The following is a 13,070-nucleotide window of genomic DNA, read 5'->3' on the forward strand; positions in this document are numbered from 1 at the left end:
CCGGGACGTCTTGCGCCGCACAGGCCTAATCTCCCCGCTCTATGCGCTGGCCTTGGCGGCGGCCATCACGGCGCCGCTGGCCGCCCCCGGTTATCTACTGATTCGTGATGCCGTCTCGACGCCCCGGTCGTACCTGACCGATGCGGCGCTGGGGGTCGGCGAGGCGGCCCCGCGGGCCGTCCCACAGGACTTTTTCATCGCGGTCATGACGACGGTTGTCGACGGCGGGATTCTGGTCAAGGCACTTCTCGCGGCAGGTCTATGGCTTGCCGGGTGGGGTGCGGCGCGCCTTGCCGCGCAATGGGTTCCCGCGGCTGGCGTTCCAGGACAGCTGGTAGCGGCCACCGTTGCCATCTGGAATCCCTATGTGGCCGAGCGGCTCTTGCAGGGACATTGGAGCCTGCTGGTGGGCTACGGCTGCCTGCCGTGGGTCGCGTCGACGGTCATCCGGCTGCGCACGACCACGGGTAGCGCCGCCTGGTGCCCGCTGGCCTTCTGGGTCGCGGTGGCCGGATTGACGCCCACCGGGACGGTGCTGGCCGCGATCGTCGGCCTTGCGGCCGCCTCGGATCGGCGATCCAGGCTGGGTGTGCTGACGCTTGCGGTACTCGCCGCGATGCCGTGGCTGGTGGCTTCGGGGTTGGGAACGGCGGTTCCTGCCGGGGACGAGGCGGGGGTGCATGCCTTCGCCGCCCGGGCCGAGCCTGGTTTGGGCACGCTCGGCAGTCTGGCCTCATTGGGCGGCATGTGGAATGCCTCCGCGGTGCCCGCCTCGCGCACCACGCTGTTCGCGCTGGTTTTCTCGGCAGTGCTGCTCGCCGTGGTGGCCGTGGGCACTGTGGCGCTGTGGCGCGCCCGGAAGGCGCTCGGGTTGCTCGGTATCGCCGTCGCGTCCGTGGTCATTCCTGCGCTGCTGGCGACGGGTCCTGGGCTGACCCTGACCACTTGGCTCATCACCGAGGTGCCCGGGCTGGGCATTCTGCGTGACGGCCAGAAGTTGGTTGCGTTGGCGATGCCCGCGTATGCGGTGGCGGGTGCGGCCGCCATCACCGCGGTACGCGAACGCTCCGTGCGATATCTGGCGGCTGGGCTGGCTTGCGCGGCATTGATATTCACTCTGCCCGACCTGGCATGGGGGGTAGGTGGCCGGGTCACCCCGGTGAACTATCCGGCCGGATGGACCGCCGTCGCCGCCCACATCAATGCCGATCCGCATCCGGTGGCGGTGCTGCCGCCGGAGACCATGCGCCAATACCCGTGGGGTCCGCCCGCCACCCCGGTGCTGGATCCATTTCCACGATGGGTCCGCGCAGAGACTGTGAGCAGCGGCGATCTCCGGGTAGACGGGCAAGATGTGCGTGGCGACGGCACCCGCGGCCGGCGTGTCGAGGAGCTACTGCGCGCCGGTGCGGCACCTCGCGAGCTCGCGGCACAGGGCATCGGCTGGGTTGTCGTACAGGCGAATACCCCTGGCCAGCAAGAGGTTCCAACAAAGATGCTGGCCCGGCTCGACACCGTCTACCGCGACGGCGATATCACCCTCTACCGAGTGCCCGAGCCCTGGCTCTCCATCGGCGCATCCTCCGGCCGTCGCGCCATAGTCATTGCCGCACACCTGGTCTGGGTCGCACTCCTCGCGGCGGGTGCGGTGGCCGCAGCCGCCCGCCGCTACCGGACACGGCTGGCGGAGCCGGACAGCTGAGCCACAGCCCATTCACCCGCGACTACACAGGGGTGCGCGCCGACGCCGCGGTGAAGCTGTAATCATCCAGCTCAACTGTCCGTAATTGCCTCGCGAATTGCGTGGCGAACCCCGGGAACATCGTGGTGTTCTTGCCGTCCTCGGTCAGATACCAGCTCTGGCAGCCCGAATTCCACGTGGTCTTGCCCAGCCGCTGCTGGATGTCGTCGTTGAACCGGTCCTGGCGGTCCTGGCGTACATCGAGCGTCAACAGGTCCTTGCTGCGCACGATGTCGATCGCCTGCACGATGTAGTCGATCTGCGCCTCCATGTAGACCAGCGCGGAGTTGTGGCCCGGCCCAGAGTTGGGCCCGAATGTGAAGAACAAGTTCGGATATCCCGAGACGCTCACACTCTTGTACGCGTAGGCACCCTCGGACCACTCGTCGGCGAGCTTCCTGCCGTCACGCCCCGCGATCGGGAAGGGCGTGCCAGCCTTGCATACGTCGAACCCAGTGGCGAAGACAATGCAATCCACGTCGTGCTCGATACCGTCGGCAGTACGAATCCCCTTGGGCGACAACGTGGCAATCGGCCACGTGATCAGCTTGCAGTTCTCCTTCTCCAGCGCGGCGTAGTAGTCACTGGTCATCAGCATCCGCTTGCATCCCGCACGGAAATCGGGAGTCAACTGCCGGCGCACCCAGGGATCGCTGATCTGCCGGCGTAGGTTCGCCTTGGCGATCCACTGGATGAGCGTGGTCACCGGGGTATCCCACACCATGCCCACCGCGGCGGCCTCGTGTGTCCAATACCAGGCCTGCCGGGCAAGGTCCTGAACCGCCGGGTTGTTGCCGAAGATCCTTTGCGCCCAAGCTGGATGCTGAAAGTCCAGGCGCGGCAGCACCCACCCCGGCGTCCGCTGAAAGACCTTCACCCGGGCCGCGGTCTTGACCAACTCCGGAATGATCTGCACGGCACTGGCTCCGGTGCCGATCACCGCGACATGCTTGCCAGCCATGTCGTAGTCGTGGTCCCACCGCGCGCTGTGGATCTTGTGTCCGGCATAGCTGTCGATCCCCCGGATATCGGGCCAGCTGGCGTTGGCCAACGGCCCGGCCGCCATCACGGCGCACCGGCCGGTGAAGATTTCCCCAGTGCCGGTGTCAGCGGTCCACGTCCCGGTGCTGTCGTCGAATGTCAGCCCGGTGACGTCGACACCGAACTTGATGAAGCGCCGCAGTTGGTGCTTGTCAACCATGCGCTGGATGTAACCCAGAATCTCCGGACCACCTGAATATGCCCTGGACCATTCCGGATTCTGCTCAAAGGAATACGAGTACAGCAGCGACGGGATATCGCAGGCGGCTCCGGGATAGGAGTTGTCGCGCCATGTCCCGCCGACATCGTCACCGCGCTCAAGGATGACAAAATCCTCGATTCCCTTTTCCAGCAGGCGGATGGCGATACCGAGACCAGCGAAGCCCGCACCGACGATCAGTACCTCGGTCATCGCGACACCGGCTCATAGGTGAGTTCCTGCGACCAGGTCGGTGTCTTGCCCAGCACCTTGATCGGGAACAGATCTATTGCCTTGCCCATGGATTCGGAGACGAATTGGAACGGCTGGGTCTGGTTGATGGCGATACGAGCGTGGTATTTGATGAGGTGATACGCGGGCAATCGGCGGGTGTTCTCGCTACGCTCGCCCACGTTCTCGTACCTCTTGATCGCGTTGTACAGCTTCTCCTCGGAGAGTCCCATCGCCGAGATGTTGGTGACCATTCGGGTGAGCAGGGGCGAGTAGACCAGCAGTCCCAGCATCACCGATGGTTTGACGAAGGTACCCACGGTTTCGACGATGAGCTGGCGCATGGAGCTGGCACCCAGCATGTCCAGGACCTGGAAACCCACAGCGAGATGGCGAGATTCATCGCTGTTGATGTGACGGAACACCTCATGACACACAGGATCGTCGACCTCGTCGAGCAGGAACTTGACCAGGGCACCGTCCAGCGCGGTCTCCAGCGACGGGATCACCGTACCCAGCGAGGCCAGCGATAGGCTGTCGCTGTAGCGATCGAGCCATTCGATGACCAGCCGGATGTTCTTGTTGGGCACCGGCATTTCGCCCTCTTCGATCATCCCCCAGCGGTGCATCAGAGCCAGTTCGGCGTTGGCATGCCGCTGCTCCTCGGCATGGAAGTACGTGTAGATCTGCTTGAGGTCCTCGTCGGGCGCCTTTTTGGCCAGCGCGGCGAATCCCCGTGCGCCCACATTCTCGATCCACACCAGATCGGACATGAATTCCTTGAGCGCGGGCCGCTGCTCATCGGTGACTTGGTCGGCACCTGGTGCGTCCCAATCGATATCGGCCAGTGCCCACTGCTTGTCCTTGATGGTCGCAAGGATGCTGTCGAGTGCGATTGCCATCGTGTTTCCTTCCTGGTCAGTTTCCGCGCTGGCGGGAGAATCGTTCGGCGATGCCCAGCGCCTTCGTGTAGGTGTCGGGGGTAAGACGCTTGGCTTGCCACATGAATCGGGCATCGAGCTGTGGGAGTACGTAGAGCTGTCCGCGGTCGTGGGCGTCAAGGCAGCGCCGCGCCACCGAATCCGGGGAAACACCGGTCCATTTCATGGCGGTGGCGGCCAGCCGTGCGGCGGATTCTTCGATGATGCCGCGATCGACGATGTTGGTTTTGACGAATGTCGGGCACAGCACGGTCACGGCAACCCCGGTGCCACTGAGTTCGGCGGCCAGCGTTTCCGAAAGCGCCAGCACCCCTGCCTTGCTCACGTTGTAGGCACCCATGCGGGGCGCGGCCGCGAAGCTCGCCGCCGAGGCCACGTTGATGATGCCGCCGCGTCCCAGCGCACGCAGGCGCGGTGCGAACACGTGACTGCCATGGATGACGCCCCACAGGTTCACCCCGAGCGTCTTGTGCCAATCGGTGAGCGGGGCGTCTCCCACCACCTGTCCGCCGGCGCCGATACCGGCGTTGTTGATCACCAGATCTGCCGGCTTTCCGAACCATTCCTCGGCGGTGCCGGCCAGCGTCTCGACCTCGTCGAACACCGACACATCGCAGGCCGCCTCGACGGCACGTTCCCCGATCAGCGCCGCGGTCTCCTTGGCGCCGGGCAGGTCCACGTCGGCACACACCACTCGTCCGCCCCGACGAGCCAGTTCCAGAGCGAATGCCCTGCCGATGCCGCTGGCCGCGCCCGTGACCACGGCATCAACCTCGCGCGTGCGGCGCCCGCCGCTGCCGAAGCCCAGAAAGCTCACCACGAGTTCCCCTCAGCACACTTTGGTGGCACCCGCCATAACTGACTGCACATGCCACCACTTTGACCTACGGCGTGCGCGGCTGTCAACATGGGGCGATGGCGGCATCAGCGGGTTTATGGGGCGGACGTACCGCGGCAGAGCGCCGCGCCGAGCGCCGGGAACGGCTGGTCACCGCCGCTCAGGAGATTTGGGCCGAACAGGGCTGGGCAGCGGTCACCATGCGCGGCGTCTGCGCACGAACCTCGCTGAACGACAGATACTTCTACGAGGATTTCGCCGATCGTGACGATCTACTGGCCGCGGTCTGGGACGGCATGCGTGACGAGATCATCGGACGGATCTCAGATATCGCCGGCGAAGACCCGGACCGTCCCGCGCTGGAGACCCTGCGTAAGACGATCGCCCTTGTCGTCGAGCGGGTTTCGGCCGATCCCGGCTGGGCGGAGATCATCTTCGTCCGGCATGTCGGCAGCGCGATACTGGAGCAGCGACGGACCGACCTACTGCATCAAGCCACCGCGGTGCTGATGGCGGCCGCCGAGCCCTATCTGGTGAAGGACGTCGACCGCACCGGATTCCGGATGGACACCCTGGTGGGCATCGGCGGATTCAGTGAATTGGTCAACGCGTGGCGCTCCGGACTTATCGACGTCAGCGCGACGGAGCTTATTGACCACAGCGCCCGCATCGGGGCCACGCTGGCGGCACGGTATCTCACGGCCGCCTGAGCGATCTCAGGCGGGAATCTCAACCTGCGGGGCCACCACGGGCTCGGCACCAATGATGCCCGAGACCGGCACCCCCATGACCGCCGCCTTGAGCACAGCCGAGACTCCGGCCGCGCTGCGCTGCCACGACAGATCGGCACAGCGAGCCCGCGCCGCCTCTCCCATGCGATAACGAAGCTTGTTGTCCGCCAAAAGAGTCGCGGTATGCCGCACAAACTGATCTTGGTCGTGGGCGAGTAGGCCGGTGATACCGTCCGTGACTGAATCCGTGAGCCCGCCGGAAGACCGGTAGCCGATGGTGGGCACACCGTGTTGCGCCGCCTCGGTGACTGCCAGCCCCCAACCCTCCTTGCGGGACGGCATCAAGTGCACCCAGGCACGCTGTAACACGCGATGCTTGGCTTCCTCGTCAAGGTAACCGTGAAAGGTCACCGCGTCGGAAATGCCAAGTCGGGCAGCATGTTCCACCAAGGGCTGCATCCACCAACCATCGCCGACGACATCGAGATGCACGTCGGGCACATGGTCACGCAGCAGCGCCAAGGTCGTCAGCGCGTGCTCGATCTGCTTGTGCGGCACCAAGCGTGAGAGCACCACCGCGCGTGGCGTCTCGCTGCGCAGGTCCACCGCGCCGCCGCAGAGGTGGATGCCGACTTGGTCGACACCGTTACGCACCACCGCTATCCGGCCGGAATCCACACCCAGGGCCATCAGATCCGACGCGGACGGTTGCGAGACGGTCAGATACTGGTTGCGCCGGTGCATCCGTGGCGACAACCGCGATTCCAGCCACCACCCCAGCTTGCCGATGAGCGGTCCGGCCACCGGCCACTGTTCCCGATGACAGTGATGCACCAGCACCACCACCGGCGCGGACGCAACGGTGGTCGCGAAGAAAGGGATGCCGTTCTGGGTGTCAATGACAACGTCCGGGCGTACGTCGCGCAGCGCACCCAGGCCCAGACGCCCGGCCAACAACGACAACAGTGCGCGCGGGTACACCGTGAAGCGGCCACCGGCACGCGAGATACGCACCCCGTCGACCACCTCGCGACGGGGCGCTCCCGGGTAAGCGGCACATCGCAAGGTCACCTTCACCCCGGATGCCGCCAGCTCGGCGCCAATACGCTGCAGGTATGTCTCGCTGCCACCACCCTGCGGATGGGCGGTATCGCGCCAGCACAGCATGAGGACCTCCCGTGGGAGGTCCGGCTGATCTGACAGTTCGCTAAACATCGTTAAGCACCCTAGGCCGTTAGGGTGGGCCTCCAGAAATTTCTGTCGCCACCACAAGGAAACCGACCAGGACGAAAACGCGTGCCGGAAATCACCGATCTGTTTGCCCAACGTGCCACACTTCGACGTTCGACGAGATTGTTGGCATCTTTCCGCTTTGAGCAGAGTGCGCCAGAGAGGTTCTACGGCACGCTCGCCCAGGACACTGTTCACCTGATCACAGACTTGTGGCGCCAGACAACTGGATCCGGATTGCAGAACCGCACGGTGCTGGATGTCGGCGGCGGACCGGGCTACTTCGCGTCTGCCTTCGCCGATGCCGGGGCGCGGTACATCGGCGTAGAGCCCGATCCCCGCGAAATGCACGCCGCCCCTGACGGTCACAACGGTATTCAGGACCCTCGTGCGGCGTACCTGCGCGCGTCCGGGATGGCACTGCCCCTGGCCGACGACAGTGTGGACATCTGCCTGTCCTCGAACGTCGCCGAGCACGTGCCACAGCCCTGGCGCCTCGGCGAAGAGATGCTGCGGGTCACCCGTCCCGGCGGGCTGGCGGTCTTGTCGTACACCGTCTGGCTCGGCCCGTTCGGCGGCCATGAGATGGGCCTGACCCATTACTTCGGTGGTGCCCGCGCCGCCCGCTGGTACACCCGCAAGCACGGCCACCCGCCGAAAAACAACTACGGGTCGTCACTTTTCCCGGTATCAGTGCGCGACGGGCTGCAGTGGGCCCGCGACACGGGCACCCTGGTGGCCGCATTTCCCCGCTACCACCCTAAATGGGCATGGCGGATCACAAAAGTTCCCGCTGTACGGGAGGTTCTGGTGAGCAATTTGGTGCTTGTCCTGCGCCCCCACTGAATCCAGAATTGCAACAGGTTCCACTTCCCCTGACTGCCCGGTAGTGTTGCGTGCGTCACGCAACGAGGCGGACATGAAACGGAAGTCACGACACCTTGACCGAGCAGACAGCGACGCACGAGGACGTTGCACGTCCCGCGGAATCTCAACGGGACCCAGAGACCCTGCGTGGTGCGCTCGCCGACTGGATATCCGGCCAGTTACCGGCCGACGCCGCTCTCAGCGTGGACCATGCCGAGCTGCCGAGCGCCAACGGCATGTCCAGCGAGACGATCCTGGCCGACGCGCAATGGACCGAGAACGGCAGACGTGAGGCCCACCGCCTGGTCATCAGGACCGCGCCACAGCCCGACTCCAGTCCGGTGTTCCCGACCTATGACATGCGCCGCCAATTCGACGTCATGGACACCCTCGGCCGGCACTCCTCGGCCGTGGTTCCGCCGGTCCGCTGGTACTGCGACGACACCGCGGTGCTGGGCGGCGAGTTCTTCGTGATGGACCGGGTAGACGGCGAAGTGCCCCCGGACCGAATGCCGTACACCTTCGGCTCCTGGGTCACCGAGGCCTCCGAGGCCGACCGCCGCAAGATGCAGCGGCTCACCGTCGATCAGCTGGCGCGTATCCATGCCGCACCGGTGGAAAACTTCGCGTTTCTCGACGACACCCGTGATGGCGAGACAGGTCTGGACGCCCACGTACGCCGCACCCACGAGTTCTACGGATGGGTGCGCGGCGACGGACCCACGATCCCGCTGATCGATCGCGGCTTCGCCTGGCTACAGCAGAACTGGCCCAAGGAATCGCTTCGCGCCAAGGACGTTGTCAGCTGGGGTGACTCGCGTCCCGGCAATGTCATCTACCGCGATTTCGAACCGGTGGCGCTACTGGACTGGGAGATGGCAACCATCGGGCCGCGCGAGCTGGATCTGGGCTGGATCATATTTCTGCACAGGTTCTTCCAGGATTTGGCGGAGGTGGCCACCCTGCCCGGCTTGCCCGACTTCTGTAAACGCGAGGACATCTCCGCCGAGTACGCCGCCCTTACCGGACACCACGCCGCCGACCTGGATTTCTATACCGCGTATGCGGCCCTGCAACATGCGGTCATCATGGTACGAATCCAGATGCGCGCCATGGCATTCGGTCAGGCACAGATGCCGGCGGACCCAGACGACCTGATCCTGCACCGACATACGCTGGAGAAGATGCTGAACGGGACCTACTGGTCGGGAGTCACGGCATGAGCCTCTCCCCCTTCGACGACTACCCGATCCATCAGATTGCCGATGTGGTCCGCCATGTCGGTACCTCAGACCGAAACTTCTATGACCGGTATTACTTTGGCTGCCACGGTGGGCGCGCCGACCTGCCCTATCTGATCACCGGACTGGGCGTTTACCCGAATCTGGGCGTCACCGACGCGTTCGCTTCCGTGCGCAACGGCGACGACATCGTGGTGTTCCGCGCCTCGCGCGCGCTGGGCGACGACCGCGCCGATCTCAATGTCGGGCCGTATCGCATCGAGGTCATCGAGGGCCTCAAGAAGGTGCGCGTCATCTTAGAGCCCAGCTCCGAATACGATCTCGCGTTCGATATCACCTACACCGGAGAGATACCGGCGTCACTCGAGCCGGGCCACTACCAGCGCCAGTTGGGTCGGGTCATGTTCGACACCTCCCGATTCGCTCAAACCGGCACCTGGACAGGTCAATTGACGGTCGACGGCACCACCCACGAGTTGGACGGTGTCAACTGGTCGGGCAACCGGGACCGCTCCTGGGGTATCCGCCCGGTCGGCGAGGGCGAACCCGCCGGACGGCGTGCCACCCTGGCGGGTGGCTTCTTCTGGCTCTACAACGTGATCTCGTTCCCGGAGTATTCGATCGTGTTCATCAATCAAGAGGACGAACACGGCAACAAAGTGGTCAGCGGTGCGCGCCGGGTGTGGCGCGATCCGGCGAAGGGTATCGAGGAGCTCGGTCCCATCACACACGACATCACGCTGGTGCCGGGCACCCGCGAGGCGCAGTCGGCGGTAATCACGTTGGGCGACATCACCATCAAGGCCGATATCGTGCTGCCGCACTACTTCGGCTTCGGCACCGGGTACGGCCTGGATCCGGACTGGCGCCACGGCATGTGGCAGGGCGACCTCGTCGTGCAGGGCAAGCGGTACAAGACCGCCGAACTGGACGCCACACTCAAGCTGCTGTGCCCCGTCGACAACGTCGCCACCTTCACGGCGATCGAGAACGGCGAACAGACACACGGCAGTGGACTGTTCGAATTCGGCCCCATCGGCCCCCACAAACCCTCCGGCTTCACCGGACTCGTTGATACGTACCAAGGAGCGTAATGACCGACTACGACAAGCTATTCATCGGTGGCGTCTGGACCGAACCGGCCACCGACCAGGTGATCGAGGTCATCTCGCCGGCCACCGGACAGAAGGTGGGCCAATGTCCGCTGGCCTCTCCGGCTGACGTCGAGGCGGCAGTGAGCGCGGCCCGCCTGGCCTTCGACGACGGACCGTGGCCCAAGCTGACCCCGCATGAGCGGCAGGCGGTGCTGCAGAAGGCCGTCGCCGGCCTAGAAGCCCGCAAGGACGAGATATGCCAGGCCATTGCTGACGAAACCGGCGCTCCTCCCATGGTTATCGAGACGCTGCAGTGGATGGGTGGCTTCGGCGCCATTCAGTACTACGCCAACGCCGCGGATGCGGTGCAGTGGAAGGAGCTACGCAACGGCGCGTACGGCCAGACACTGGTGACCCGCGAGCCTGCCGGTGTGGTGGCGGCGATCGCGGCCTGGAATGTGCCGTTGTTCTTGGCACTCAACAAGATCGGCCCCGCGTTCCTGGCCGGCTGCACCGTCGTGCTCAAACCCGCCGCCGAGACCCCACTGTCGAGTTTCATCCTGGCCGACGTGTTCGCCGAGGCCGGCGTGCCCGAGGGCGTGCTGTCGGTGGTGCCCGGTGGCGCTGAAACCGGCCGGGCACTGACCAACAACCCCGGCGTCGACGTGTTCAGCTTCACCGGCAGCACCGCCGTCGGTAAAGAGATCGCCGGGATAGCAGCCAAGAACCTGAAAAAGGTCACCTTGGAGCTGGGCGGTAAGTCCGCGGCCATCGTGCTGGAAGACGCGGATTTGGCTGCGGCGCTGCCAATGCTGGTGTTCTCGGGACTGATGAACGCCGGGCAGGGCTGCGTCAACCAGACCCGGGTACTGGCGCCGCGGTCACGGTACGACGAGGTGGTCGACGGCATCGTCGGCATGGTCTCGCTGATGGGCGTCGGGCTGCCCGACGATCCGGCCACCCAGGTCGGTCCGCTGATCACCGAAAAGCAGCGCACCCGGGTCGAGGGCTACATCGCCAAGGGCATCGAGGAGGGCGCCCGACTGGCCTTCGGCGGCAAGCGCCCCGAGGGCCTCGAGGGCGGATACTTCGTGCAGCCAACGATTTTCGCCGACGTCGACAACTCGATGACTATCGCGCAGGAGGAGATCTTCGGCCCGGTCCTCTCGATCATCGCCTACGACTCGGTGGACGAGGCCGTCAAGATCGCCAACGACTCCCACTACGGCCTGGCCGGCAGCGTGTGGACCACCGATGTACAGAAGGGCCTGGAGGTAGCGGCACAGATCCGCACCGGCACCTACGGCATCAACTGGTACGCCTTTGACCCCAGTTGCCCGTTCGGCGGTTACAAGCAGTCGGGCATCGGACGTGAGAACGGGCCCGAGGGCATCGAGGAGTACTGCGAGCTCAAGAGCGTACTGCTGCCCATGGGTTACACCCTCGAGAGCATCTAGCCGTCGAGTGGGAACCTCACGCGGAAATCTCGCCCGAAAGCCGCGTGAGGTTCCCACTCGACGTTAAGTTGGCGCAGTGCCTTCCCCCACGACCGGTCTGCGCAAGGTGGTGGCCGCGTCGATGGCGGGCACTGTCGTGGAGTGGTACGAGTTCTTTCTGTACGCCACCGCCGCGACACTTGTCTTCAACAAGGTCTTCTTCCCCGCCACCGGCAACGACCTCGACAACATCATCAAGGCATTCCTCACCTACGCCGTGGGGTTTGTCGCCCGTCCCATCGGTGGAATCGTGTTCGGGCACTTCGGGGATCGCTACGGACGCAAGCACCTCCTGCAGATCGCGATCGTGCTGGTCGGCATCGCCACCTTTCTGATGGGCTGCCTACCGACCTTCACCCAGGTGGGCTATGCCGCACCGATCCTGCTGGTAATCCTGCGTTTCCTGCAGGGTTTCGCGGTGGGCGGTGAATGGGGCGGCGCCGTGCTGTTGGTCGCCGAACACTCCCCCGACGCGCAACGCGGATTCTGGACGAGCTGGCCGCAGGCAGCGGTGCCACTGGGCAATCTGCTGGCCACCCTGGTGCTACTCACATTGTCATCCACGCTGTCCGACGCGGCGTTCCTCGCCTGGGGCTGGCGGGTCGGCTTCTGGCTCTCAGTCATCATCGTCGCCATCGGGTACTACATTCGCACCCGGATATCGGATGCCCCGATCTTCACCGAAGCGCGCAAGGAAATCGAGCAGAACAGGGCCAGTTCCTACGGGGTGGTCGAGGTGTTCCGCCGGTATCCGCGCGGGGTCTTCACCGCCATGGGCCTGCGGGTGGCCGAGAACATCCTCTATTACATGGTGGTCACCTTCTCCATCACCTACCTCAAGACCCAGCTGCACATGGATACTCGACGAATCTTGTTGCTGCTCTTGATTGCTCACGCTGTTCAGGCGGTCGCGCTACCGATCGTGGGCCGGTACACCGACATCGTGGGGCGCCGGGTGCCCTACGCGCTGGGGGCACTGCTCGCGGCGGGCTGGGGGTTCATCGCCTTTCCGATGTTCGATACCCGCGACCAGTGGGTGATCCTGGCCGCCATCGTCATCGGTCTGCTGGTGCACTCGCTGATGTTCGCCGGGCAGCCCGCGATCATGGCCGAGATGTTTCCCACCCGCATGCGTTACTCCGGGGTGTCGTTGGGCTACCAGGTGACCTCGATCGTCGCCGGATCACTGGCACCGGTCATTGGCACCGCGCTGCTCAGCAGATACCACAGCTGGGTGCCGGTGGCGATCTATCTGGCGGCCGTCGCCCCTATCACGCTGTTCGCCGTGTGGTCACTGCCAGAGACCAGGGGCAGCTCGCTGCACGCGCTCGATGCCGCCGACAGGGCGCGCGCTTGACCGCCCTTCTGCGATTTCGGTGCATTTTCGTGCGCTCAGCGCACGATTTTGCACCCAAATCGC

Annotated in this window: 11 protein-coding genes; 7 read left to right on the plus strand and 4 right to left on the minus strand. The window is 64.9% G+C overall.

Annotation, left to right across the window (positions count from 1 at the left end):
• Window positions 1-52 precede the first annotated feature (52 nt).
• Window positions 53-1,702: a hypothetical protein gene (locus ABG82_RS25195; protein ID WP_043076399.1), complete on the plus strand. Its 1,650-nt coding sequence runs from the start codon at window positions 53-55 to the stop codon at window positions 1,700-1,702.
• 22 nt (window positions 1,703-1,724) lie between these two features.
• On the opposite strand, the gene ABG82_RS25200 is transcribed toward ABG82_RS25195, so the two are convergent.
• Genes ABG82_RS25200 through ABG82_RS25210 form a run of 3 tightly spaced genes read right to left on the minus strand, consistent with a single transcriptional unit; the run spans window position 1,725 to window position 4,970 of the window.
• Window positions 1,725-3,194, minus strand: a complete 1,470-nt coding sequence (locus ABG82_RS25200; protein ID WP_043076276.1) for a flavin-containing monooxygenase — start codon at window positions 3,192-3,194, stop codon at window positions 1,725-1,727.
• Window positions 3,191-4,114, minus strand: coding sequence for a ferritin family protein (locus ABG82_RS25205; RefSeq protein WP_043076275.1), 924 nt, complete (start codon window positions 4,112-4,114; stop codon window positions 3,191-3,193). The genes ABG82_RS25200 and ABG82_RS25205 overlap by 4 nt, the downstream gene beginning before the upstream one ends.
• A gap of 16 nt (window positions 4,115-4,130) precedes the next feature.
• Entirely contained in the window at window positions 4,131-4,970 is an 840-nt protein-coding gene (locus ABG82_RS25210) for an SDR family NAD(P)-dependent oxidoreductase (RefSeq protein ID WP_043076398.1), read from the minus strand.
• Window positions 4,971-5,068: 98 nt separating this feature from the next.
• On the opposite strand from ABG82_RS25210, the gene ABG82_RS25215 reads away from it, so the two are divergent.
• On the plus strand, window positions 5,069-5,701 hold the full coding sequence (locus tag ABG82_RS25215) for a TetR/AcrR family transcriptional regulator (RefSeq protein WP_043076274.1): 633 nt from the start codon (window positions 5,069-5,071) through the stop codon (window positions 5,699-5,701).
• A gap of 6 nt (window positions 5,702-5,707) precedes the next feature.
• Here the strand turns inward: ABG82_RS25215 and ABG82_RS25220 are convergent, their stop codons facing one another.
• Entirely contained in the window at window positions 5,708-6,937 is a 1,230-nt protein-coding gene (locus tag ABG82_RS25220) for a glycosyltransferase family 4 protein (RefSeq protein ID WP_078343631.1), read from the minus strand.
• An 81-nt stretch (window positions 6,938-7,018) separates the two neighbouring features.
• Between ABG82_RS25220 and ABG82_RS25225 the strand changes: the two genes are divergently transcribed.
• The 5 genes from ABG82_RS25225 to ABG82_RS25245 all read left to right on the plus strand — a co-directional run bounded on the left by ABG82_RS25225 (window position 7,019) and on the right by ABG82_RS25245 (window position 13,007).
• The gene (locus ABG82_RS25225) at window positions 7,019-7,798 is read left to right on the plus strand and encodes a class I SAM-dependent methyltransferase (RefSeq protein ID WP_043076272.1); all 780 of its coding nucleotides are present in this window, start codon (window positions 7,019-7,021) and stop codon (window positions 7,796-7,798) included.
• Between the two features lie 95 nt (window positions 7,799-7,893).
• Window positions 7,894-9,042, plus strand: a complete 1,149-nt coding sequence (locus ABG82_RS25230; protein WP_043076271.1) for a phosphotransferase family protein — start codon at window positions 7,894-7,896, stop codon at window positions 9,040-9,042.
• A complete protein-coding gene (locus ABG82_RS25235; RefSeq protein ID WP_043076270.1) occupies window positions 9,039-10,154 on the plus strand; it encodes a hypothetical protein in 1,116 nt (371 codons plus the stop codon). Before ABG82_RS25230 ends, ABG82_RS25235 begins: the two co-directional genes overlap by 4 nt.
• A complete protein-coding gene (locus ABG82_RS25240) occupies window positions 10,154-11,611 on the plus strand; it encodes an aldehyde dehydrogenase (RefSeq protein ID WP_043076269.1) in 1,458 nt (485 codons plus the stop codon). Before ABG82_RS25235 ends, ABG82_RS25240 begins: the two co-directional genes overlap by 1 nt.
• Before the next feature lie 76 nt (window positions 11,612-11,687).
• Window positions 11,688-13,007: an MFS transporter gene (locus ABG82_RS25245; RefSeq protein WP_043076268.1), complete on the plus strand. Its 1,320-nt coding sequence runs from the start codon at window positions 11,688-11,690 to the stop codon at window positions 13,005-13,007.
• The last annotated feature ends 63 nt before the right edge of the window (window positions 13,008-13,070 follow it).

Origin of the sequence: Mycobacteroides immunogenum, from assembly GCF_001605725.1 — a bacterium.
Lineage (GTDB): Bacteria > Actinomycetota > Actinomycetes > Mycobacteriales > Mycobacteriaceae > Mycobacterium > Mycobacterium immunogenum.